Origin of the sequence: Rhodococcus sp. NPDC057014 (genome assembly GCF_042673295.1) — a bacterium.
Taxonomy (GTDB): domain Bacteria; phylum Actinomycetota; class Actinomycetes; order Mycobacteriales; family Mycobacteriaceae; genus Rhodococcus_F.
Map to the genome: position 1 here is coordinate 1 of NZ_JBHUSF010000139.1, position 22,060 is coordinate 22,060.

21 protein-coding genes and 1 pseudogene are annotated in these 22,060 nt (G+C 68.2%); 16 read left to right on the plus strand and 6 right to left on the minus strand.

Features of this window, described 5'->3' with window-relative positions:
• The 11 genes and pseudogenes from ACFTZB_RS24700 to ACFTZB_RS24750 form a co-directional block, all read left to right on the plus strand.
• A pseudogene (locus tag ACFTZB_RS24700) lies at nucleotides 1–159 on the plus strand (ATP-dependent DNA ligase); the annotation flags it as partial.
• On the plus strand, nucleotides 160–1,188 hold the full coding sequence (locus tag ACFTZB_RS24705; RefSeq protein ID WP_378434971.1) for a DNA polymerase domain-containing protein: 1,029 nt from the start codon (nucleotides 160–162) through the stop codon (nucleotides 1,186–1,188).
• 53 nt (nucleotides 1,189–1,241) lie between these two features.
• Nucleotides 1,242–1,757, plus strand: a complete 516-nt coding sequence (locus ACFTZB_RS24710) for a DUF6764 family protein (protein WP_378434973.1) — start codon at nucleotides 1,242–1,244, stop codon at nucleotides 1,755–1,757.
• Nucleotides 1,758–1,850: 93 nt separating this feature from the next.
• Complete coding sequence (locus tag ACFTZB_RS24715; RefSeq protein ID WP_378434975.1) at nucleotides 1,851–3,056, plus strand: serine hydrolase domain-containing protein; 1,206 nt, start codon at nucleotides 1,851–1,853, stop codon at nucleotides 3,054–3,056.
• A gap of 18 nt (nucleotides 3,057–3,074) precedes the next feature.
• Nucleotides 3,075–3,296, plus strand: a complete 222-nt coding sequence (locus tag ACFTZB_RS24720) for a dodecin (protein WP_378434977.1) — start codon at nucleotides 3,075–3,077, stop codon at nucleotides 3,294–3,296.
• 93 nt (nucleotides 3,297–3,389) lie between these two features.
• The gene (locus ACFTZB_RS24725; protein ID WP_378434979.1) at nucleotides 3,390–5,069 is read left to right on the plus strand and encodes an FAD-dependent oxidoreductase; all 1,680 of its coding nucleotides are present in this window, start codon (nucleotides 3,390–3,392) and stop codon (nucleotides 5,067–5,069) included.
• 169 nt (nucleotides 5,070–5,238) lie between these two features.
• Entirely contained in the window at nucleotides 5,239–6,138 is a 900-nt protein-coding gene (locus tag ACFTZB_RS24730; RefSeq protein ID WP_378434981.1) for an Ig-like domain-containing protein, read from the plus strand.
• A gap of 120 nt (nucleotides 6,139–6,258) precedes the next feature.
• On the plus strand, nucleotides 6,259–7,167 hold the full coding sequence (locus tag ACFTZB_RS24735; RefSeq protein ID WP_378435010.1) for a carbohydrate ABC transporter permease: 909 nt from the start codon (nucleotides 6,259–6,261) through the stop codon (nucleotides 7,165–7,167).
• A complete protein-coding gene (locus ACFTZB_RS24740; RefSeq protein WP_378434983.1) occupies nucleotides 7,164–8,063 on the plus strand; it encodes a carbohydrate ABC transporter permease in 900 nt (299 codons plus the stop codon). Before ACFTZB_RS24735 ends, ACFTZB_RS24740 begins: the two co-directional genes overlap by 4 nt.
• Before the next feature lie 17 nt (nucleotides 8,064–8,080).
• Complete coding sequence (locus ACFTZB_RS24745) at nucleotides 8,081–9,400, plus strand: ABC transporter substrate-binding protein (protein WP_378434985.1); 1,320 nt, start codon at nucleotides 8,081–8,083, stop codon at nucleotides 9,398–9,400.
• A 17-nt stretch (nucleotides 9,401–9,417) separates the two neighbouring features.
• On the plus strand, nucleotides 9,418–10,482 hold the full coding sequence (locus ACFTZB_RS24750; RefSeq protein ID WP_378434987.1) for an ABC transporter ATP-binding protein: 1,065 nt from the start codon (nucleotides 9,418–9,420) through the stop codon (nucleotides 10,480–10,482).
• A 5-nt stretch (nucleotides 10,483–10,487) separates the two neighbouring features.
• On the opposite strand, the gene ACFTZB_RS24755 is transcribed toward ACFTZB_RS24750, so the two are convergent.
• The 3 genes from ACFTZB_RS24755 to ACFTZB_RS24765 form a co-directional block, all read right to left on the minus strand.
• Nucleotides 10,488–12,437 (minus strand): M13 family metallopeptidase, encoded by a 1,950-nt coding sequence (locus tag ACFTZB_RS24755; RefSeq protein ID WP_378434988.1) that lies wholly within the window; start codon nucleotides 12,435–12,437, stop codon nucleotides 10,488–10,490.
• A 76-nt stretch (nucleotides 12,438–12,513) separates the two neighbouring features.
• A complete protein-coding gene (locus ACFTZB_RS24760; RefSeq protein WP_378434990.1) occupies nucleotides 12,514–13,485 on the minus strand; it encodes an intradiol ring-cleavage dioxygenase in 972 nt (323 codons plus the stop codon).
• 91 nt (nucleotides 13,486–13,576) lie between these two features.
• Nucleotides 13,577–14,341 (minus strand): pirin family protein, encoded by a 765-nt coding sequence (locus ACFTZB_RS24765; RefSeq protein ID WP_378434992.1) that lies wholly within the window; start codon nucleotides 14,339–14,341, stop codon nucleotides 13,577–13,579.
• Nucleotides 14,342–14,682: 341 nt separating this feature from the next.
• Between ACFTZB_RS24765 and ACFTZB_RS24770 the strand changes: the two genes are divergently transcribed.
• Complete coding sequence (locus ACFTZB_RS24770; protein ID WP_378434994.1) at nucleotides 14,683–14,859, plus strand: hypothetical protein; 177 nt, start codon at nucleotides 14,683–14,685, stop codon at nucleotides 14,857–14,859.
• 66 nt (nucleotides 14,860–14,925) lie between these two features.
• Here ACFTZB_RS24770 and couM read toward each other — a convergent pair whose 3' ends face one another.
• Genes couM through couN form a run of 3 tightly spaced genes read right to left on the minus strand, consistent with a single transcriptional unit; the run spans nucleotide 14,926 to nucleotide 17,211 of the window.
• Nucleotides 14,926–15,402 (minus strand): p-hydroxycinnamoyl-CoA hydratase, encoded by a 477-nt coding sequence (gene couM / locus ACFTZB_RS24775; protein WP_378434996.1) that lies wholly within the window; start codon nucleotides 15,400–15,402, stop codon nucleotides 14,926–14,928.
• Nucleotides 15,403–15,412: 10 nt separating this feature from the next.
• On the minus strand, nucleotides 15,413–16,303 hold the full coding sequence (gene couO / locus ACFTZB_RS24780; protein ID WP_378434998.1) for a 4-hydroxyphenyl-beta-ketoacyl-CoA hydrolase: 891 nt from the start codon (nucleotides 16,301–16,303) through the stop codon (nucleotides 15,413–15,415).
• On the minus strand, nucleotides 16,300–17,211 hold the full coding sequence (gene couN / locus ACFTZB_RS24785; RefSeq protein WP_378435000.1) for a 4-hydroxyphenyl-beta-hydroxyacyl-CoA dehydrogenase: 912 nt from the start codon (nucleotides 17,209–17,211) through the stop codon (nucleotides 16,300–16,302). Before couN ends, couO begins: the two co-directional genes overlap by 4 nt.
• Nucleotides 17,212–17,324: 113 nt before the next feature.
• On the opposite strand from couN, the gene couR reads away from it, so the two are divergent.
• From couR to ACFTZB_RS24805, 4 genes are all read left to right on the plus strand, one after another.
• Nucleotides 17,325–17,765, plus strand: a complete 441-nt coding sequence (gene couR / locus ACFTZB_RS24790; protein WP_378435002.1) for a MarR family transcriptional repressor CouR — start codon at nucleotides 17,325–17,327, stop codon at nucleotides 17,763–17,765.
• Between the two features lie 78 nt (nucleotides 17,766–17,843).
• Nucleotides 17,844–18,749, plus strand: a complete 906-nt coding sequence (locus tag ACFTZB_RS24795) for a LysR family transcriptional regulator (protein ID WP_378435004.1) — start codon at nucleotides 17,844–17,846, stop codon at nucleotides 18,747–18,749.
• 176 nt (nucleotides 18,750–18,925) lie between these two features.
• Nucleotides 18,926–20,251: an MFS transporter gene (locus ACFTZB_RS24800; protein WP_378435006.1), complete on the plus strand. Its 1,326-nt coding sequence runs from the start codon at nucleotides 18,926–18,928 to the stop codon at nucleotides 20,249–20,251.
• Nucleotides 20,248–22,017 carry a CocE/NonD family hydrolase gene (locus tag ACFTZB_RS24805; RefSeq protein WP_378435008.1) on the plus strand — a complete coding sequence of 590 codons (1,770 nt, stop codon included), beginning with the start codon at nucleotides 20,248–20,250 and terminating at the stop codon, nucleotides 22,015–22,017. Before ACFTZB_RS24800 ends, ACFTZB_RS24805 begins: the two co-directional genes overlap by 4 nt.
• The last annotated feature ends 43 nt before the right edge of the window (nucleotides 22,018–22,060 follow it).

Below are 22,060 nucleotides of genomic sequence, written 5' to 3' on the forward strand. Positions count from 1 at the left end.
GTCGAGGTGGCGTACGACCAGATGGAGGGTGCCCGGTTCCGGCACGCCGCGCGGTTCCTGCGCTGGCGCCCGGACCGGACGCCCGACGAGTGCACGTTCCAACAATTGGAGGTCCCGGTGCGATACGACCTTGCCGACGTCCTGGCCGGAGGTTCCTAGATGGCGAGTTCTGCCGAAGAACTCGATGTCGACGGCGTCGCCGTGCGGCTGTCGAGTCCCGACAAGATCTACTACCCGAAGCTCGGTGCCGACGGCGGCACGAAACGGCACCTGGTGGAGTACTACCGGACGGTGGCGCTGGGCGGTGCGCTGCTGGGCGCCCTGTTCGATCGGCCGACGCACCTGCAACGGTTCCCGGACGGGGTCGAGGGCGAGGAGATCTACCAGAAGCGGGTGCCCGCGAAGCGCCCCGACCACGTCGACTCGTGCGAGGTCACGTTCCCGTCCGGCCGCACGGCGGACGTGCTCCGGGTGCGCAACGCCGCGAACATCGTGTGGGCGGCGAACCTCGGCAACATCACGTTCCACCCGTGGGCGGTGCGGTGCCCCGACGTCGATCACCCCGACGAACTGCGCATCGACCTGGACCCGCAGCCCGGCACCGGATTCGACGACGCCCGGGCGGTCGCGCTGGACGTGCTCCGGCCGCTGCTGGACGAACTCGGTCTGATCGGCTACCCCAAGACCTCGGGCGGCCGTGGCCTGCACGTGTACCTCCGCATCGCGCCGCGGTGGGACTTCGTCGAGGTGCGGCGGGCGGGCATCGCCCTGGCGCGGGAGGTCGAGCGGCGCAGCGGCGACCGGGCCACCACGTCCTGGTGGAAGGAGGAACGCGGCGAACGCATCTTCCTCGACTTCAACCAGAACGCCCGGGACAAGACGATCGCGTCCGCCTATTCGGCCCGCAAGACGCCGATCGCGACCGTGTCGACGCCGGTCACGTGGGAGGAACTCGTCGACGTCCACCCCGACGACTTCACCATCGCGACGGTGCCCGCGCTGCTCGAGAAACGCGGCGACCCCATGGCGACCATGGGTGACGTGGCGCACTCCCTCGACGTGCTGCTGGAAATGGCGGAACGGGACACCGCGAACGGCCTCGGCGATCTCCCGTACCCACCCAATTACCCCAAGATGCCGGGGGAACCCAAGCGGGTGCAACCGAGTCGGGACCGAGACCGCAAATAGCCGGCGCTCACGTAGGCTCGGGACGGTCGGGTCGGGAACAATGTGAGGTCGCCATGGAACGTACGACGGTCGGTACTTTCGGAATCGTCCTCGGTGTCGTCGCGACGGCGCTCGGGACTCTGATGATCGCGCCGGCCACCGCGTCGGCCGTCTCCCTCTCCTGTGTGTCACCGCCCGGCAGGGGTGACACGACGGTCGTCGACCGCACCGCGTGCGGGGCCAACGCCGACACCAGCAGCAATTCGGCGGCGTTCGGCACCGACGGTGTCGGGTTCGCCGACGCGGCCCACGCGGGCGCGGCGCTCGGCGCCGGTCTGGGCGGTGGTGTCGGCGCGGCAGAGGCGCGCCGCGGCGCCGTCGCGGCGGTCGCGGTCGGGCCCGAGAGCGTCGCCATCGGAACGGTCGACAGCGTCGGCCCGGCGCTGGTGCTGAGCGGTCCCGGAGGGCAGGCGCTCGTCGCGGATCCGGCCAAAGGCGTGGTGTGCGCGGCAGGCCCGTCGCTGGCCATCAATTTCCTTGCAGGTCAAGCGTGTCTGAGCGACGGCGTAACAGTGTGGCGGCTTCCCTGAACGGCACCCCGGTCCGCGTCGTATGGTGACGGTAGTCACAATGGGCTGACGCACCTGCCGTAGGACTTACGGCAGCGAGATCGGAGGTGGTCGATGACGACCAGCGTTCGAGTTTCCAGGCCCGCGTCCGTGCCACGGACGGAACTGCACGTCGATCCGCGGTTCCTGCCGCTCGCCGACCGATTCTTCGCGATGTACCGGCAGCCTCAGCACGGCGGCGGGGCGCTCACCGCATACTTCCGGGGCGAAAAGGTCCTCGACATCTGGGCCGGCTGGGCAGACCGCGACCGCCGGTGGGACCGCGACACCGTCGCACTGTCCTTCTCGACCGGAAAAGGTGTGGCCAGCACCGTCGTCCACCGGCTCGCCGAACGCCGGCTGATCGACTACGACGCGCCCGTGGCCCGCTACTGGCCCGAATTCGGTGCGGCGGGCAAGGACGACATCACCGTCCGCGACGTCCTCACCCACCGGGCCGGACTGCACAAGGTTCGGGGGCTGATGCGGAGCCCGCTCGATCTCCTCGAGTACGACGCCGTCGTGGAGGCGCTCGCGGCGGCCCCCGCGGATCCGCGCAGGCTGCGCGGCCCCGGGTATCACGCCGTCACCTACGGGTGGCTGGTGGCCGAACTGATCGCCCGCGTCACCGGAAAACCGTTCGTCCAGGTCGTGCAGGACGAAATCGCGGGACCACTCGGTGTCGACGACTTCTGGTATCAGGTTCCCGGACAGCACCGTCCACGGATCGCGAAGCTGTTCCCGCACATCAACCCGGCCGGACTCAACTGGGAGCTCACCTCGAACGTGCTCTCGCTCGTCGGCCCCACCCGCGGGCTGGCCGAGGCGGCGATGCCGCAGGGATTCGACGCGCTGGTGCGGAACCCGGCGGTCCACGACGCGGTGATGCCCGGCTGGAACGGCGTGTTCAGCGCGCGGGCGCTCGCGCGAATGTACGGCGCCATCGCGAACGGGGGCAAGCTGGACGGACGCCGGTTCCTGCGCAAGTCCACCATCGCGCGGATGTCGGAGGTGCAGACCCGCGACCGCGACTACGTCCTCGGTATCCGGCCGCTGTGGTCGCTCGGCTACCACCGGCCGATCCTCGTGTCCCGGGAACAGCCACGGAACGCGATCGGGCACTACGGGGTCGGCGGGTCCGGCGCCTACGCGGACCTCGACAGCGGGCTGTCCCTGGGGTTCGTCACCAACCGCCTCGGCAGTTCCCTCACGGCTCTCGGTGATCTTCGTCTGGCCCGGCTCGGTATCGAGGCACAGGCGATCGTCCGGAACGGCAAGTAACCCACGAAAGGAATCCTGATGAGTGATCACGTGTACCGAGTTGTCGAGGTCGTCGGTTCGTCGAGCGACAGCACCGATCAGGCCATCAAGAACGCCATCGCGCGGACCAACGAGACGGTGCGCAACGTCGAGTGGTTCGAGGTCGTCGAGACCAGGGGCCACGTCGAGAACGGCGCCATCGCGCACTACCAGGTCACGGTGAAGGTCGGATTCCGGGTGGAGCCGGGCGACGCAGTCTGACCCTGCGCACGGTTCTCGCACAAAAGTGGAACACGTTATAATCTGGGGTCACATCTCGACGTCGGACTGCGCGTACTCAGGTAGGGGAGAACCGTGGCATATGTGATCACGCAGCCGTGCTGCAACGACGCGTCGTGCGTCGACGTCTGTCCGGTCAACTGCATCCATCCCACACCGGACGAGAAGCCGTTCGCGAGCACGGAAATGCTGTACATCGACCCGGACACCTGCATCGATTGCGGGGCCTGCGTCGAGGAGTGCCCGGTGGAGGCCATCTACGCGGAGAACGACCTCGACGAGGTCGACGAGCCGTATCTCGACATCAACGCGCAGTACTACACCAAGCACCCGATCGGCCCCGACTGGCCCGAGCCGCTCAAGCTGCCGCAGATCGACGCAGCCCTCGGCACGCTCCACGTCGCGGTCGTCGGGTCGGGCCCGGCCGCTTGCTACGCCGCGATGGAACTGACGGCGAAGCCCCGCGTCGAGGTCGACATCTTCGACCGTCTGCCCACCCCGTACGGGCTGGTGCGTGCCGGCGTCGCCCCGGATCATCCGGGCACCAAGGGCGTCACGGACCAGTTCCGTTCGGTGGTGGGTAAGCGGACGGTGCACTGCCACTTCAACGTGACCGTGGGCACGGATGTGACCCACGAGGAACTGCTCGCGCACCACCACGCCGTTATCTACGCGGTCGGCGCGGCAGGCGACCGCGAACTGGGCATTCCCGGCGAGAATCTCGCCGGGAGCCACGCCGCCACCGAGTTCGTGGCCTGGTACAACGGTCATCCCGACTACGCCGACCGCACGTTCGATCTGTCGGGGGAGCGGGCCGTCATCGTCGGCAACGGCAACGTGGCACTCGACGTCGCCCGCATCCTCGTCACCGACCCCGAGATCCTGGCCACGACGGATCTCGCCGACCACGCCCTCGAGGCGCTGCGGGCGAGCAACATCCGCGAGGTCGTGATCCTCGGCCGTCGGGGCCCCGCCCAGGCCGCGTACACCAATCCCGAACTCCTGGCGCTCGGGCGCATGCCGAACGTGGACATCGTCGTCGACCCCGAGGAGGCCGTGCTGGACCCGGCGAGCCGTGCATTCGTCGACGGCGACGACGCGGAGCCGTGGCAGCGACACAAGGTGCGCCAGGTCGAGGAGTTCGCCCGGCGCACCGCCGATCCGGCGAAGAAGCGGATCGTGCTGCGCTTCCTGACCTCGCCCGTGGAAATTCTCGGCACCGGCGCCGTCGAATCGGTGCGCATCGCGAAGAACGAGATGGTGGCGGACGCGTCGGGCAGGCTCGGCGCCAAACCGTCCGACGACACCTCGACGCTGGACACCGGCCTGGTGCTTCGCTCGATCGGCTACCGCGGTCAGCCGGTGGCCGGCATCCCGTTCGACGACCGGCGCGGCGTCATCCCCAACGAGAACGGGCGGGTGATCGATCCGGAGACCGGTGCGCCGGTACCCGGCGTGTACGTGGCGGGCTGGATCAAGCGCGGGCCGACGGGTGTGATCGGCACCAACAAGTACTGCTCCGCGGAGACGGTCAGGATGCTCATCGACGACTTCTCCGCCGGCCGTCTCGACGCCCCGGCCGACCGGGAGGGTCTCGACCGGCTGATCGCCGAGCGCGCCCCGGACGCCGTCGACTTCCAGGGCTGGCAGCGGATCGACAAGACCGAGCGTGCCGCGGGCAGGGCGGCGGGCCGCACCCGTACGAAGCTGATCACCATCGAGAGCATGCTCGCCGCCGCCCGCGCCGAGACCTGATCGTGAGCGCTTCTTGACCACTCGGTGACACCGACTGCCCACAGGCCGCGGAGCGGCAACGATTGCGGGCAAATTGCTCGCGGCCGGATGATGTGTGTTAATGGCAGTGCGCGATTGATAGGTCCGTCGGGGACGCGCGTTGTACACGTCGTCGAACGAGAGTGGTCATATGGGCAAGTCAGGAATCTGGTCGTCACGCGTCGCTGTCGCACTGACCGGGGCCGTCGTCTCCGGAACTGCGCTGGTCGGGGCCGCACAGGCCGCGCCGCTCTTTCCCGGTGGACCGGAGATTCCCAGTCTTCCCACCCTGCCCGGCGTGCCCGGCGCGCCGCAGCTCCCGCCGCCCGAACCGGCGCCGGCGCCTGCGAACTTCTCGGCCCCGTCCCTCAACCCGGGTGCGGGCGAGGTCGTGGGTGTCGCGCAACCGGTGATCATCCGCTTCGACGAGGCCATCGGCGACCGCGCCGCCGCCGAGAAGGCCATCAAGGTCACCACAAGCCAGCCGGTCGAGGGTGGGTTCTACTGGATCAACGACAGCCAGGTGCGCTGGAAGCCCACCGAGTTCTGGCCCGCGAACACCGAGGTCACGGTGGACGCCGGCGACGCGCACTCCACGTTCACCATCGGTGACGCGTTCGTCGCGACCGCCGACGACAACACCAAGCAGATCACCGTCACCCGCAACGGCGAAGTGGTCAAGACCATGCCGACGTCGATGGGCAAGGTCGATCACGAGACGCCGAACGGCACGTACATCATCGGCGACAAGTTCCGTGACATGTACATGGACTCCTCCACGTACGGGGTCCCGGTCGACTCCGCCGAGGGCTACCGCACGTACGTCGAGTACGCCACCCGCATGTCGTACAGCGGCATCTTCGTCCACGCCGCGCCGTGGTCGGTGGACGCTCAGGGCAACACGAACGTCAGCCACGGCTGCCTCAACGTCAGCACCGAGGACGCCAAGTGGTTCTACGAGAACTCGAAGAAGGGTGACGCCGTCGTCGTGCAGAACACCGCGGGCGGCACGCTGAACGGCTCCGACGGTCTCGGCGACTGGAACCGCTGACTCTGCTCCGACCACGTCTTCCCGTAGCCCGCACAGTTCAATGTGCGGGCTACGGCAATTTACCGGCTATTCGTCATCGGTCGTCAGACTGCCGCAGTGAGATCTGGTCCGGAACGAACCCTGCCGTCGCCGGGAAAGCAGGGGTTCCTCGGGCGTCCGTGGCGGGACTACGCGCTGTTCGCGGCGCTGGTGGGCCCCAATCTGGTTCTGCTCGTCCTGTTCACCTACCGCCCGCTGGTCGACAACATCCGGCTGTCGTTCTTCGACTGGAACATCGCCGATCCCGCCGCCACGTTCGTCGGCCTGGGCAACTACCGCGAGTGGTGGGGCCGCCCCGACACCTGGCAGATCGTCGGCAATACCGTCGTGTTCACGGCCGCGACCGTGGTGGGATCGATGGTCGCCGGTCTCGCGCTCGCCGTGCTGCTGGACCGTAAGCTGCACGGGCGCAATCTTGTTCGCTCGGCGATCTTCGCGCCGTTCGTCATCTCCGGCGCCGCGATCGGGGTGGCGTTCCAATTCGTGTTCGACCCGCGGTTCGGGCTGATCCAGGACCTCCTGCACCGCGTCGGGGTCGACTCCGTGCCCGACTTCTACCAGGATCCGCACTGGGCGCTGGTCATGGTCACGGTCACCTACGTGTGGAAGAACCTCGGCTACACGTTCGTGATCTACCTTGCGGCACTGCAGGGTACGCGGCGTGAACTGGCGGAGGCCGCGGAGATCGACGGGGCGAGCGGGTGGACGACGTTCCGCCGGGTCGTTCTCCCGCAGTTGCGTCCGACCACCTACTTCCTCTCGATCACGGTGATGCTGGGCTCGCTTCAGGTGTTCGACATCATCAACGTGATGACCAGGGGCGGTCCGCTCGACACCGGCACCACCACGATGGTCTACCAGGTCTACAACGAGTCGTTCCGCAACTTCCGGGCCGGGTACGGCGCCACCGTCGCCACGATCATGTTCCTGGTGCTGCTCGGAATCACCGTCTACCAGGTGCGGATCATGGATCGCGGGGACGGCCGGTGACCGCGGGAGCCGTGCGCGAGCGGCGCGGCACGGAGGCACCGCCGGCGGCGGACGCGGCCCGCGATCATCGCCGGCGGGAAGCGCTCGTGACGGCGCTGGGCTACGCCGCGATGGTGGCCGTGCTGGTGACGGTGGCCCTGCCGCTGTACTGGATCCTGATGACGTCGTTCAAGGATCGCCCCGACATCTACACCCTTCCGGTCACGTGGTGGCCCGGGACCTTTCACCCCGAGAACTATGCGGAGGCCACCACGTCGGTGCCGTTCCGGACGTTCCTGCGCAACTCGGTGATCATCACCGGAGTGCTGTCCGCCGTGAAGTTCACACTCGGCGTCCTCAGCGCCTACGGTCTGGTGTTCCTGCGGTTCCCCGGCAAGAACGTCGTATTCCTCGGCATCATCGCCGCGTTGATGGTGCCCAACCAGATCACCGTCATCTCGAATTACGCCCTCGTCGCCGAATGGGGTTGGCGGAACAGTTTCCACGGCATCATCGTTCCGCTCGCGGGCGTCGCGTTCGGAACGTTCCTGATGCGCAACCACTTCCTGTCGATACCCACCGAGATCATCGAGGCCGCCCGGATGGACGGCGCCGGCCACTTCCGGCTGCTGTGGCGGGTGGTTCTACCGGTGTCCGGCCCCACCATGGTGGCGTTCGCGATCATCACCGTCGTCACCGAATGGAACGAGTACCTGTGGCCGTTCCTGATGGCCGACGACGCGTCCGTCGCGCCGCTGCCGATCGGGCTGACCCAACTGCAGAACAACGACGGGCTCACCGACTGGGGTCCGGTCATGGCGGGGACGGTGCTCACGATGCTGCCGATCCTCGCGGTCTTCCTTGTGCTGCAACGGCACATGATCAAGGGCCTCACGTCGGGTGCGGTCAAGGGATAGCGGACACGAGGAGAGACATGAATCGGATGAATCGCCGGGGATTCCTCGGACTCGCGGGCGCGGTGGCAGCCGGCGCCGCGCTCACGGCCTGCGCGGGCTCGGGTTCGGGCTCGTCGGCGGCGTCCGGGGCGGCGGGGAACCCGAACACCATCACGTTCTGGTCCAACCACCCGGGCAAGTCCCAAGACGTCGAACGTGAACTGATCAACCGCTTCCAGGCGACGCACCCCGGCCTCACCGTCGACCTCGTGGACGCCGGGAAGAACTACGAGGAGGTGTCGCAGAAGTTCAACGCGGCGCTGTCGGGCGGCGCACTGCCCGACGTCGTGGTGCTGTCCGACGTGTGGTGGTTCAACTACGCCCTGACCGGTGCCGTCGAACCGCTCGACGGACTGTTCGGTGAGGTGGGGGTCGACACCTCCGATTACGTCGACTCGCTGCTCGCCGACTACCTGTTCCAGGGGAAGCACTACGCCCTCCCGTACGCGCGGTCGACGCCGCTGTTCTACTACAACAAGCAGGTCTGGGCGCAGGCCGGCCTGCCCGACCGCGGTCCCGCCACCTGGCGGGAGTTCGACGAATGGGGTCCCGAACTGCAGCGGGTGATCGGCGGCGGCAAGCTGGCCCACGGCTGGGGCGACGCCAAGAACTACCTCGGCTGGACGTTCGAGGGACCGGTCTGGACGTTCGGCGGGGCGTACTCGGACCAGTGGGACCTGAAGTTCGGCGACGAGAAGACACTCGCCGCGGGCACCTTCCTGAAGGACATGATCCACACGAAGAAATACGCGGCCGTGTCGAGCGACATCGCCAACGAGTTCGGGGCGGGCATCCTCGCGTCGACGATCGCCTCGACCGGCGACCTGTCGGGGATCACCACGTCGGCCGCGTTCGACTTCGGCACCGCCTTCCTCCCCGCGTCGGATGCGCCGGGCTGCCCGACCGGCGGCGCGGGCCTCGCGATTCCGGCGCGAATCTCCGACGAGCGGAAGAAGAACGCGCTCACGTTCATCGACTTCGTGACCAACGGCGAGAACACCGCGTACTTCTCGCAGAACGTCGGGTACATGCCGGTCCGCAAATCCGCGGTCGAGGACCCGGGCATGAAGGCGTACCTGGACGCGAACCCCAACGCGCGCACCGCCGTCGACCAACTCGCGAAGACCCGATCGCAGGACTACGCCCGGGTGTTCGTGCCCGGCGGCGACCAGATCATCGGCACCGGACTGGAACAGATCGCCTTGCAGAACGCGGACGTGGCAACGACCTTCGCCGGTGTCGGGGAGCAACTCCAGCAGATCGTCGACCGCCAGATCACCCCCAAACTGCCCCAGTAGGAGGAGAAGGTACATCCATGGCCAACGTGCAGTTCGCGGGTGTCACCCACCGCTATTCCGGAGCCGACCGACCCGCGGTCGATCGGCTGGACCTCGATATCGAGGACGGCGAGTTCCTCGTCCTCGTGGGTCCGTCCGGGTGCGGTAAGTCGACGAGCCTGCGGATGCTGGCCGGCCTCGAAGCCGTCGAGGCCGGCCGCATCGAGATCGGCGGCGCCGACGTCACCGCGCTGCCGCCCCGGGCGCGGGACGTGGCCATGGTGTTCCAGAGTTACGCGCTGTACCCGAACATGACCGTCGCCGACAACATGGGGTTCGCGCTCCGCAACGCCGGCGTCGGAAAGGCGGAACGCACCGCGCGGGTGCTGGAAGCGGCGCGGATGCTCGAACTCGAACCGCTGCTCGGTCGCAAACCGGCGAAACTGTCCGGCGGGCAACGTCAACGGGTCGCGATGGGCCGCGCCATCGTGCGGCACCCCAAGGTGTTCTGCATGGACGAACCGCTGAGCAACCTCGACGCCACACTGCGGGTGAGCACCCGCTCGCAGATCGCGGGGCTGCAGCGCAGGCTCGGCACGACCACCGTGTACGTCACCCACGACCAGGTGGAGGCCATGACGATGGGCGACCGGGTGGCGGTCATGCAGGCCGGCCGCCTCCAGCAGGTCGCCCGGCCACGCGATCTGTACGACAACCCGGTCAACACGTTCGTCGCCGGGTTCATCGGCTCCCCGGGCATGAACCTCATGGACACCCCGATCCGGGACGGTGTCGCCGAACTGGGCGACCTGCGTATTCCCGTGCCGCACTCGGTGATCGGGGACGGCTCCGTGATCGTCGGAGTGCGCCCGGAGTCGTGGACGCTCGTCGGGTCGTGGCGCAAGGACTCGTACACCGTCGAGACCGACCTTCTCGAGGAACTCGGTGCCGAGTCGTTCGTGTACGCGTCCGGCACGTCCGGGAAGGTGGTGGTGCGGGTCGACCGCACCCGCACCGTCACCGCGGGGGAGAGGTTGCACCTGCAGCCGAAGCCCGGCGAGGTGTACTTCTTCTCCGCGGCGACGGGCGACCGTCTGCGGTAACCGCGCTACCAGATCTTGACGCGCTCCTCCGGATCCAGATACAGGGCGTCACCCGGCTGGACGTCGAACGCGTCGTGGAACGTGTCCAGGTTGCGGATCACGCCGTTGCAGCGGAACTCCGGCGGCGAGTGCGGGTCGACGGCCAGCCGGCGGAGCGCCTCCGCGTCCCGGGCCTTGGTGCGCCACACCTGCGCCCAGCCGAAGAACACCCGCTGGATCCCGGTCAGGCCGTCGAGGACCTCCGGCTCGGACCCGTCCGTCGCGATCCGGTACGCGGCGATGGCGATGGACAGGCCACCGAGGTCGCCGATGTTCTCCCCGATCGTGAACTCGCCGTTCACCGTGTGCCCGGGCAGCGCCTTCGGCTCGAACGCGTTGTACTGCTCGATCAGCGCCTTCGTGCGCTTGCCGAACTCGGTCCGGTCGTCGTCGGTCCACCAGTCGATCATGTTGCCGTCGCCGTCGTACTTGGCGCCCTGATCGTCGAAGCCGTGGCCGATCTCGTGACCGATGACCGCACCGATCCCACCGTAGTTGGCGGCGTCGTCGGCCGCGGCGTCGAAGAACGGCGGCTGCAGAATGGCTGCGGGGAAGACGATTTCGTTCATGCCCGGGTTGTAGTAGGCGTTGACCGTCTGCGGCGTCATGAACCACTCGTCCCGGTCGACCGGGCCACCGAGCTTCGCGAGATCGCGGTCGTACTCCGCCGCGTAGCCGCTGCGGTAGTTGCCGACCAGGTCGTCGCGGGAGATGGTGACGGCCGAGTAGTCGCGCCACTTGTCGGGGTACCCGATCTTCGGCGTGAACTTCTCCAGCTTGCGGAGCGCGGCCTGCCGAGTCTGCGGGCTCATCCAGTCCAGGTCGGAGATGTTGCGCCGGTACGCCTCCTGCAGGTTCGCGACGAGTTCCTGCATGCGGGCCTTCGCGTCCGCCGGGAAGTGCCGCTCGACGTACAGCTTGCCGACGGCCTCGCCCAGCAGATCCTGGACCAGGGACACGCCGCGCTTCCAGCGCTCACGAATCTCCTCGGCGCCGGTCAGCGTCTTCCCGTAGAACGCGAAATTCTCCTCCACCAGCGCCTGCGTGAGATACGGGGCGCGGGAGCGGATGACGTTCCACGTCGCCCACGCCTTCCAGTCGTCGAAGTCCTCGGACGTCCACAGCCCGGTCAGGGTGGTGAGGTAGTCGGGCTGGCGGACCACGATCTCGGCGAACTGCTCCGACGTGCCGCCGAGCGCGCCGATCCACGAAGACCAGTCCAGGCCGGCGGGCAGCTGGTCGAGGGTGAGCAGGTTGTAGCTCAGCTCGGCGTCGCGGCGCTTCACGACGTCCCAATGGCCTGCCGCGATCTTCGTTTCCAGGGCGAACACCCGCTGCGCGTCGTAGTCGACACCGGCGAGGGCGAACATCTTCGCGATGTGTTCCACGTACGCCGCGCGGATCTCCGCGTGATCGTCCTGGCGGTAATACGACTCGTCGGGCAGCCCGATGCCGGCCTGGCTGAAGTGGACGAGGTAGCGCGCGGAGTTCTTGGCGTCCGTGTCGACGTAGTGACCGACGGCGCCGCCGACCCCCGTGCGCTGCAGGCGGCCGATGACGGCGGCGAGGGCGGAGCGGTCGGTGGCCGAGGCCACGTCGGCGAGTTCCCGGGCGATCGGTGCGAGCCCCGCCGCCTCCACGACATCCGCGTCCATGAAGCTGCCGTACAGATCGCCGATGCGCTGCGCGTCGGTCCCCGGGGCCGCGCCGGAGTCCGCCGCCTCCTCGATGATGGTCTGGACGTCGACCTCGGCCTTGTCGTAGAGCGTGCGGAACGCGCCGTCGATCGCCCGGTCCGCGGGAATCTCGTAGTCGTCGATCCACTTGCCGTTCACGTGGACGAAGAGGTCGTCCTGGGCGCGGGTGTCGCGGTCGAGGTGGGTGAGGTCGATGCCGGAGCGCTGAGCCGTGGTCATGCGTTCCATCCTTACACCGTTCCGCGTCGACAGGTCCACCACTGCGCTCAGGGCGAAACACAGGACCGGGGAGCGGTCAGACGTCGATGCCGAGGTTGATCGCCGCGAGGTAGCCGTCCGACTGCGTGGCGACGGTCAGCAGGCCGGCGGCGTCGTAGATGCCGTCCGTGGCGTTGGTCACGTTGTTCTCCCGTCCGGTGTGGTCGGAGTACGGCGCGGTCGCGTACACCTCGTCGAGCAGTGCCTCGTCGAAGTACAGCTGGGTGGTGAGCACCGTCTTCTTGTCGATGTGCACCTTGAGATGGATGTGCGTGGTCCGGCCGGTGTACCAGCCGGGGAAGATGGTCGTGAACTGGGCGATGCCGTTCGCGTCCGTCGTCTGGGCGCCGCGAAGGTACATGCCGTCGTCCGTGGTGGTGGCCTCGCTGTCGCCGACGCTGTAGGACCCGTCGGACGTCTCACCCGAGCCGCCGGACATGTCGCCGCCGGGACCGCCTTGGCCCGCACCACCCGGACCACCCGGACCTCCGGCCGGGGGCTGGCCACCGTCGCCGGGCCCGCCTGCCGGCGGTGCTCCGGCGGGCGGGCCGTTGCCGCCGAGGTCCGCCGCCTTCGAGCCCGACTCGAAGCCGGAGTACACGCCGCCCGCGTCGCAGTGCCAGATCTCCACGACGGCGTTGCTCACGACCGCGGCGGAGCCGTCCGCGGAACAGTTCGTCAGGTCCTGCACCCGCAGTGCGAGCTGCAGGTTCGTTCCCGGCCGGTCTTCGCGGATGTCGCTGCGGATGGAGTCGACGTCGAACCAGTACGGTCCCTGCGTCTCCTCGACGGCCATCACGCACTGCGGCGCCTGGTCGAGCAGGGCCGTCACCGCGTCGGCGCTCGTCGCACTCGACGCGGCCGCGGTCGACGTGGCCGGCGCCGACGTGCCGCTGCTCCCGTTCCCGGTGCAGGCGGCGATGAGCCCACCCAGACTCACCGTTCCCCCGACCGCAAATGCGCGGCGGCGGCTGATGCGCAGCCGGCTCTTCTCGACGTCCTTGTTCACAATGGGTACCTCTCCATGATCGGGCTGTGCCTCGATCGTGGCGCACGAACCTGCGCGCGGCGTTCCGCCCGGCTGTGAACCCGCTGGGAACTCAGCCGCCGAGGCGGGCGTGCATCTCCCAGACGAGCACCTCGGCGCCGGAGTGGGAGGAGAGCTGCTGGCCACCGGAGGCGCTCAACCGGACGGCGTCGCCCTCGTACAGAGTGCCGACACCCTCCATCTCCGCGGTGCCCCGGGCGACGAACACGTGGAGGAACGGCGCTTCGGGAAGGGTCACCGGTGCGCCGGGGAAGAGTCGCGCGACATGCAGCGCCGCGTGCTTGTTGTTGATCCGGATCGCCGAATTGTCCTTGTATTCCGGCATTCCGGACGCAACGGGCACCAGCCCGCCTGTGAGGATCTCGTCCTCGATCTCGAGTTGTTCGTAGCTTGGCGCGAGTCCGGGTTCGTCGGGTACCACCCACATCTGGACGAAATGCACCGGCTCGTGGTGCTGCTCGCCGGCGAGGCGCCAGCTGTCGTTCTTCTCGGAATGCATGATGCCCTTGCCTGCGCTCATGCGTTGCGCAAGGCCGGGATAGATGATGCCGGAGTGGCCGATCGAGTCCTGGTGGACGAGCGAGCCGCGCAGCACCCAGGTGACGATCTCCATGTCCTTGTGTGGATGGGTGTCGAATCCCTGACCGGGGAGCACGGTGTCGTCGTTGTTGACGAGGAGCAGTCCGTGGTGCGTGTTGTCGGGGTCGTAGTGCTGGCCGAAGGAGAACGAGTGCTTCGAATCCAACCAGGAAATCTTGGTTTTCAGCCGATCGCCGGCGCGATGAACGTAGACGTGAGGTGTGGTGACTGCTGGCATATCGGTCCTCCTTCGGGCGGTACCGGTCCAGAGTACGAGGTGCCGGCTGCGGGTACTCGCGAGACGGTGTCGATTGTGCATCGAATTCATCGCCCGCTCGTCGCGGTGAAGGTGTCCGCGTCGAACCCGAAATGATGTTGCGCAGTGCGGCATTGGGGGATTTGTGGGCCGTAAGATGCTGTTCGGCAACGGGTTTCGCCGTAGGTTCGAATTTGCGAAAGACGGCCGTCCAGTTCGTACCGCCACGAATGCCCGCTTCCGCCGGGCCCGCGGCGTACAGTTCGAATTGTGCGCCCAGGAGTCGCAGGTTGCGGCACATCGCACCCGGCGGAAGGAGCGTGATGAAGGCGAATCCGGATCGACACGATCAGCTCCCCGAACACCAGCGGATCGCAGACCTCGTCGACGACATGGAAGACCGGCTGGCGGCCGAACGCGAGGCGAAGGGAATCGCCGGCAACGCGTCCGAGCGCGAGCAGGAGGAGCAGGTCGAGCCTGACGACCAGGCGCCCGAGTAGTGGTGCGCCTCCGGCACCCGTGCGTACTTGTTAACGTCGGGCGGTTAACAAGTACTCACAGCTGGGTCACTCGAAGAAGCGGTACACGGCCTCGACGACTACCGCGGGCCGCTCGCTGCCCTCGAGTTCGATCTGCCCCGCGACGGTCACCTGGACGCCGCCCTTGGGCAAGTCCTCGACGGACTGCAGCGTCGCGCTGAGCCGGACGCGTCCCTCGGCGGGCACGGGGCTGGTGAACCGGACCTTGTTCAGCCCGTAGTTGACGGCCATGGTCACGCTGTCGACGGTCAGGATCTCGTCCCACATGGGGATGATCAGCGACAACGTGAGGTACCCGTGGGCGATGGGTCCGCCGAACGGGCTCTCGGCCCGGGCGCGTTCGGGGTCGACGTGGATCCACTGGTGGTCGTCGGTGGCGTCGGCGAACGTGTCGATCCGCTGCTGCGGGATGTCGATCCACGAGCTGGTGCCCAGCGGCGTGCCCTCGAGTGCGGCGAGGTCGGCGAGGGTGGCGACCCGGGTGGTGGTGGCGGTGGTGCTCATGTCAGGGCTCCTAGTCTTTGATACCGAGAACACGCAGGGCGTTCTGTTTGAAGATCAGCGGCGCGACCTCCGGCTTGATGTCGAGGTTCTCGAAGTCCGTGATCCAGCGGTCGACCTGGATGACGGGGAAGTCGGACCCGAACAGCACCTTGCCGCGGAGCATGCTGTTGGCGGCCTTGACCAGCTGCGGCGGGAAGTACTTCGGCGACCATCCGGACAGGTCGATGTAGACGTTGGCCTTGTGTGTGGCGATGGAGATCTGCGCGTCGACCCACGGGACGGCGGGGTGGGCCATGATCACGGTGAGGTCGGGGAAGTCGGCGGCGACATCGTCGAGGAGCATTGGGTCGGAGTAGCGCAGTTTGATGCCGTGACCGCCGGGCAGTCCGGCGCCGATGCCGGTCTGCCCGGTGTGGAACAGGGCGGGGACGCCGGCCTCGGTGATGGCCTCGTACAGCGGGTAGAACCGGCGGTCGTTCGGTTCGAAGCCCTGCATGCTGGGGTGGAATTTGAAGCCCTTGACGCCGTAGTCGTCGACGAGGCGGTGGACGCGGCGGACGGCGGCCTTGCCCTGCCAGGGGTCGACGGATCCGAACGGGATGAGGACGTCGTTGTGGCGGGCCGCGCCCTCGGCGATCTCCTCGACGGAGTTGGCGGAGTGTCCGCTGGCCGAGGCGGCATCGACGGTGAACACGACCGCGGCCATGTTGCGGGCGCGGTAGTGGTCGGCGATCGCGTCGATGGTCGGGGTGCGTTCCTCGCCGGACTTGAAGTACTTCTCCGAGGCGGCCATCAGCTCGTCGTCGAGGGACCGGTGTCCGCAGCCGTCGATCTCGACGTGGGTGTGGATGTCGATGGCGTCGATCGTGTCGAAGTCGATGCCGTACTCGTAGCGGCTCATTTCGCCATCAACTCCTCGGGGAACTCCTCGCCGACGGACTGCACCGACTCGCCGAACGTCCGGGGCCACTGGGCGGCGATGTCGTCCGCCGACCAGCCGCCGTCGGAATACTCGACGGCGGTGAGTACGGGGTGCGACCAGAGTGCGAGCCGGTCGCCGCCGACGGCGAACGCCTGTCCGGTGATGTCGGCCGCGGCGTCGGAGGCGAGGAACGAGATGATGCCCGCGGCGTCGTCGGGGGTGCCCAGGCCGACCTCGCGACGGATGATGGCGGGCAGCGGTTCGCCGTTCTTCATGCCCTCGATGTAGGGGGCGAGGAACGGGACGGTCTCGGTCATGGCGGTCGCGGCGACGGGGCAGACGGCGTTGGCGGTGATGCCGGCGCGCCGGAGTTCGAGCGCCCACGTGCGGACCATGCCGACGATGCCGGCCTTGGCGCCCGAGTAGTTGGTCTGCCCGAAATTGCCGCGCTGGCCGGCGGGGGAGCCGATGCAGACGATGCGACCACCGTCGCCCTGTTCGCGGAACCGGAGGACCGCCTCCCGGACACACGTGAACGTGCCGCGCAGGTGCACGCCGACGACGGCATCGAAGTCGTCGTCGGTCATCTTCCACAGCACCGTGTCGCGGAGGATGCCGGCGTTGGTGACCATGACGTCGAGGCGCCCGAACGCGTCGACCGCGCCCGTGACGAGGGCCCGGGCGGTCTCGGTGCTGCCGACCGGGGCGACGACGGCGACGGCGCGGCCGCCCGCGGCGGTGATGTCGGCGACGGCGGCGTCGGCGGTGGCCTGGTTGACGTCGTTGATCACGACCGCGGCGCCGTGGCGGGCCAGGTCCTTGGCGTAGGCGAGCCCGAGGCCCTGTCCGCTGCCGGTGACGACGGCGACTTTGTCGGTGAGGTCCATGTCTGATTCTCCTGAGGTCGTGTTCGCTGAATCACACGTAATCATTGATGATTGAGAAAGTCAATCATTAAGATCTGCTACTCTAGCGACACTCATCGGAAGGGGGTCGTCGCATGGCAGAGACGCAGGCGTTATCGGACGACATCGGGTTCCTGCTCTCCCGCGTCGGCGGAATGGTGCTGGGCTCGGTGAACAAGGCCCTCGTTCCCACCGGGCTGCGGGTGCGGTCCTACTCGGTGCTGGTCCTCGCGTGTGAGCAGGCCGAGGGCGTCAACCAGCGCGGGGTGGCCGCCACCATGGGCCTCGACCCCAGCCAGATCGTGGGGCTCGTCGACGAACTCGAGGAACGCGGACTCGTCGTGCGCACCCTCGACCCCTCCGACCGCCGCAACAAACTGATCGCCGCGACCGACGAGGGCAGGCGGCTCCGCGACGACGCCAAGGCTCGGGTCGACGCCGCCCACGGGCGCTATTTCGAGGGCATCCCCGAATCGGTCGTGAATCAGATGCGGGACACGTTGCAGAGCATCGCCTTTCCCGCACTTCCCGAGTAGGGCGCGATGACCGACCTGCTCGCCCCGGCCCCGCCCGGCGAGGTGCTCCTCACGGCGTTCGTGGTGGACTGACCGGCCGTGGAAATCCGCTGGATGAAGTCGTTCGTCGCAGTCGCCGAGGAACTCAACTACGGCCGGGCCGCGGAGACGCTGCACATCGCGCAACCGGCGGTGAGCCAGCAGGTGCAGCAACTCGAGAAGCGTCTCGGCGTGAAACTGTTCGACCGCACCACGCGCTCGGTCCGGCTCACCGCGGCGGGCGAGCGCTTCCTGCAGCCGTGCAAGGACGCCCTCGCCGGGATCGACCGCGCCGTCGATGCCGCGGTGATCGCGGATCCGGAGGTCGAGGGGCGCGTCCGGGTCGGCTTCAGCGGGGCCTACGGGCAGACCGAATTGTCCTCTCTGGCAAGGTCGGTGCGCCGCCGGTACCCCCTGATCGACCTCGTCCTCGAGGGGGCGACGGTGAGTGGGCAGATCCTCGACGAGATCTGGGAGGGGCAACTGGACCTCGGGATCGTCTCCGACGCGGTCTCGCACCCCCACGTGCTCACGCGGCAGATCTCGGTGGAGTACCTCAGCGCGCTGCTCCCGAGCGATCACCCACTCGCCGAACGGAAGTCGATCGACCTCGCGGAGCTGCGGGAGGAAACGTTCGTCGCGAACCCCGCCGCCACCGGATCCACGCTCCGCCGGGATCTGCTCGCCGCGTGCCGGGATGCCGGGTTCACGCCGAACATCGTGCAGGAGACCACCGACGGCATCGTCCTGACCGCCCTCGTCGCGGCAGGGGTCGGCGTCGCGCTCGTGCCCGGCGACGTGCAGACGTATCCCAATCGGGTAGTGCTGATTCCCCTCGACGCCGGGCGATTCGAGGTCCGGGCGGCGCTGGCCTGGTCGGACCGTCCCGTGTCACCGGTCGTGCAGACGGTTCTCGACCTCGCCGCCGAGGTGCTGCCGACGCCGAGCGCCGTCTCCGACGAATAATAAAGATCGGTTATCAATCACTGCCGATACTGCTCTTGGACGGTGATCGGTTTCTTTGGCAGAGTCTCCCTCGGCGGCAACAGATGTGACCTGGACAACTCCCGGTCCCCGGTGTCGCACCCACCTCGAGGCCTCTCCGAACTCCCGGAAGCCCTTCACTTTCAGGTAGGAACCACATGACTTCCACATTCGACGGCCGCGCCGTACGCGCCGACGCGAACGCCCGGTCGCCCCACGCGCGCCGGGCCGCCCTGGCCTCCTTCGTGGGCAGCACCCTCGAGTACTACGACTTCTTCATCTACGCCTCCTTCTCCGCGCTCGCGTTCAACACCCTGTTCTTTCCGGACCTCGGTTCGTTCTGGGGAACCATCGTGTCGATGGCGACCATCGGGATCGGGTACGTCGTCCGGCCGCTCGCGGCCCTCGTCTTCGGGCACTTCGGGGACACGCTCGGACGCAAGCGGATGCTGGTGGTGACGCTCGTGATGATGGGCGTGGCCACGGCGCTCATCGGCTGCCTGCCCACCTACGGGGCGATCGGCGTCGCCGCGCCGATCCTGCTGGTCCTGCTCCGGGCCGTCCAGGGCGCGTCGGCGGCGGGGGAATCGGCGGGAGCGGCTTCGCTGGCCCTCGAACACGCACCCGCTGGCCGCCGCGCGCTCGCGGCGAGCTGGGTGAACACCGGTGCGGCTGCCGGCATGCTGCTGGCGTCGCTCGTGGTCCTCGTGTTCTCCGGGCTGCCCGAGGACGCCTTCCTCGACTGGGGATGGCGTATCCCGTTCCTGCTCAGCATGTTCGTCGCACTCGCGGGTCTCGTGATCCGCCGGATGCTGCCCGAGAGCGAGGTGTTCGAGGAGGCCGTGTCCACCGACGGGCCGAAGGAGATGCCGGCGAAGGTGATCTTCCGCGACCACTGGCCGAGCGTGCTGCGGGTAGTGGGCTGCGGACTGTTCGCGGTGGTGTCCACCATCTTCAGCGCCTTCGCCCTGTCGTGGGGCACCCACGAAGCCGGTGTGTCCCGCACCGTCATGGTGGGAGCCACCGTCCTCACCGCCGCGCTCGCCCTCGTCGCGCAACCTGCCGCCGGGATCCTCGCCGACCGGATCGGCCGCAAACCGGTCTTCATCACCGGCAACCTCGTCTGCGCGGTCTCCGTCTCCGGGTTCTTCTGGGCGATCAGCCAGCGTTCGACCGCCCTGATCCTGATCACCGCGTGCATCGTGATGGTGGTCGGCTATTCGCTCGTCAACGCCGTCGGCCCCGCGCTGTACGCCGAGATGTTCGAGACGCGCATCCGGTACTCGGGCATGGCGATCTCCGGGCAGCTGGCCCTGGTGGCCACCGGTTTCGCCCCCACCATCGCCGCGACCCTGGTCCGGCCCGGACCGAACGGCTGGATACCCGTGGCCGCGTTCACCGCGGGCTGCTGCCTGGTCAGCGCCCTCACCACCCTCACGGTCCGCGAAACCTACCGGACCAGCACCACCGACCTCGGCCGATGACCCACCTCCCGTCGAAAGCGACCCACCCTGTGAAACACGATGTACTGATCGAGAACGACGTCGAAGCGACGATGCGGGACGGCGTCGTCCTCCGCTCGACCGTCTACCGCCCGAATGCCAGTGGCCGCTTCCCGGTGCTGCTCACCCGCACCCCGTACGGCCGCGACCTGTCCGTCAACTCCGGCTACCTAAACCCCACCACGGTCGCCGCCGGCGGTTTCGTGGTGATCATGCAGGACGTCCGCGGCCGGTTCGGCTCCGACGGCGACTTCGTGCCGTCCGAGAACGAAGGCCCGGACGGCTACGACACCGTGCAGTGGGCCGCCGAACTGCCGTACTCGTCCGGAGTCGTCGGCATGTGGGGACGGTCGTACTTCGCCGAAACGCAGTGGCGCGCAGCCCAGGAGAAGCCGCCCGCCCTGCGTGGCATCGCCCCGGGAATCTCGGCAGGCGGCAACGCGCGGTCCGGCGGTCTCGTGCGCGGGGGCGCGGTCGAATTCGGCGCCCGGCTCGGATGGGGGCACCTGTCGGCAGGACCGGCGGAGATCACGAAACTGTCCCGCACGGATCCCGCACGCGCAGAACGCGAATGGGCGTCGTGGTCGCGGATCGATCGGGCGATGTCCGATGACGCGTACTTCGACAGCCTGCCCCTGCGCGACCTGGCCGTCGATGCCCCCGCGTTCTTCGCGTCGCCGATCGTCGAATCGCTCGGATTCGCGATCGACCACCCCAGCCGCGACCTGTGGGACAGTGCGAGCGGGCGGGCCGTCGACCTCCCCACGCTGCACATCGGCGGGTGGTACGACATCTTCGTCAACAGCACCCTCGACCAGTACTTCGGCCAACTCGCCCACAGCGATTCCGGAGCGGCCCCCGCGCCGTACCTGATTCTGGGCCCGTGGAGTCACACCAACTTCTCCGGGCTCGGCGGGTCGGTGGTGTTCGGCAGCCCGGCCAACCAGGCGGTGCTCGACTCGGGTCAGGACCTGTCGTCGGTGCACGCCCAGTGGTACGCGGCGGTGCTCGGCGACGAGGAACCCGACCTGCCGCGGGTCCGGATCTTCGTGATGGGGGAGAACCGGTGGCGGACGTACGACCGCTTCCCGGAACCCACCCGCACCGCCGACCTGTTCCTCGCCCCCGGCGGAACCCTCGCCCCGGGGGCAGAACGGACGGAAGGACGCGTCGACTACGACTACGACCCGGCGGATCCGGTACCGACGGTCGGTGGGGCGACGATGATGCCGGGAACCTTCGCACCCGGTGCGCTGGACCAGGGCCGGGTCGAATCCCGTGACGACGTCCTCGTGTTCACCGGCGAGGTCCTCACCGAACCGTTGACCGTGATCGGCCAGGTGTCCGCGACGCTGTTCGCGTCGTCGAGTGCCGTCGACACCGACTTCGTCGTCAGGCTGTGCCGCGTCACCGCGGACGGCACGTCGATCACCCTCACCGACGGCATGGTGCGGGCCCGTTACCGCGACTCCTACCGGACGCCCGGAACCTACACGTCCGCCGAGCCGAGCCTGCTCGAGCCCGGGAAGGTGTACGAGTACGCGATCGACCTGTGGTCCACGGCCGTCACGTTCCAGCCCGGTGAGCGGATCCGCGTCCAGGTGACGTCCAGCAACCATCCCCGCTGGGACCGCAACCTCAACACCGGCGAATCCGCCTACGAATCGGACGAATTCGTGATCGCCCACCAGCACGTGCACACGGGGGCGCGGTACCCCAGCCGGGTGTCGCTGCCGGTCGTGCGCTGACGCACCCGTGAGTACTTGTTAACCGCCCGCGGTTAACAAGTAC

Excerpts from the sequence above, each read along its gene's own strand:
- ACFTZB_RS24705 (WP_378434971.1), top strand. The coding sequence starts at position 160 with ATGGCGAGTTCTGCCGAAGAACTCGATGTCGACGGCGTCGCCGTGCGG.
- ACFTZB_RS24710 (WP_378434973.1), top strand. The coding sequence starts at position 1,242 with ATGGAACGTACGACGGTCGGTACTTTCGGAATCGTCCTCGGTGTCGTC.
- ACFTZB_RS24715 (WP_378434975.1), top strand. The coding sequence starts at position 1,851 with ATGACGACCAGCGTTCGAGTTTCCAGGCCCGCGTCCGTGCCACGGACG.
- ACFTZB_RS24720 (WP_378434977.1), top strand. The coding sequence starts at position 3,075 with ATGAGTGATCACGTGTACCGAGTTGTCGAGGTCGTCGGTTCGTCGAGC.
- ACFTZB_RS24730 (WP_378434981.1), top strand. The coding sequence starts at position 5,239 with ATGGGCAAGTCAGGAATCTGGTCGTCACGCGTCGCTGTCGCACTGACC.
- ACFTZB_RS24745 (WP_378434985.1), top strand. The coding sequence starts at position 8,081 with ATGAATCGGATGAATCGCCGGGGATTCCTCGGACTCGCGGGCGCGGTG.
- ACFTZB_RS24750 (WP_378434987.1), top strand. The coding sequence starts at position 9,418 with ATGGCCAACGTGCAGTTCGCGGGTGTCACCCACCGCTATTCCGGAGCC.
- ACFTZB_RS24755 (WP_378434988.1), bottom strand. The coding sequence starts at position 12,437 with ATGACCACGGCTCAGCGCTCCGGCATCGACCTCACCCACCTCGACCGC.
- ACFTZB_RS24765 (WP_378434992.1), bottom strand. The coding sequence starts at position 14,341 with ATGCCAGCAGTCACCACACCTCACGTCTACGTTCATCGCGCCGGCGAT.
- ACFTZB_RS24770 (WP_378434994.1), top strand. The coding sequence starts at position 14,683 with ATGAAGGCGAATCCGGATCGACACGATCAGCTCCCCGAACACCAGCGG.
- couM (WP_378434996.1), bottom strand. The coding sequence starts at position 15,402 with ATGAGCACCACCGCCACCACCACCCGGGTCGCCACCCTCGCCGACCTC.
- couO (WP_378434998.1), bottom strand. The coding sequence starts at position 16,303 with ATGAGCCGCTACGAGTACGGCATCGACTTCGACACGATCGACGCCATC.
- couN (WP_378435000.1), bottom strand. The coding sequence starts at position 17,211 with ATGGACCTCACCGACAAAGTCGCCGTCGTCACCGGCAGCGGACAGGGC.
- couR (WP_378435002.1), top strand. The coding sequence starts at position 17,325 with ATGGCAGAGACGCAGGCGTTATCGGACGACATCGGGTTCCTGCTCTCC.
- ACFTZB_RS24800 (WP_378435006.1), top strand. The coding sequence starts at position 18,926 with ATGACTTCCACATTCGACGGCCGCGCCGTACGCGCCGACGCGAACGCC.
- ACFTZB_RS24805 (WP_378435008.1), top strand. The coding sequence starts at position 20,248 with ATGACCCACCTCCCGTCGAAAGCGACCCACCCTGTGAAACACGATGTA.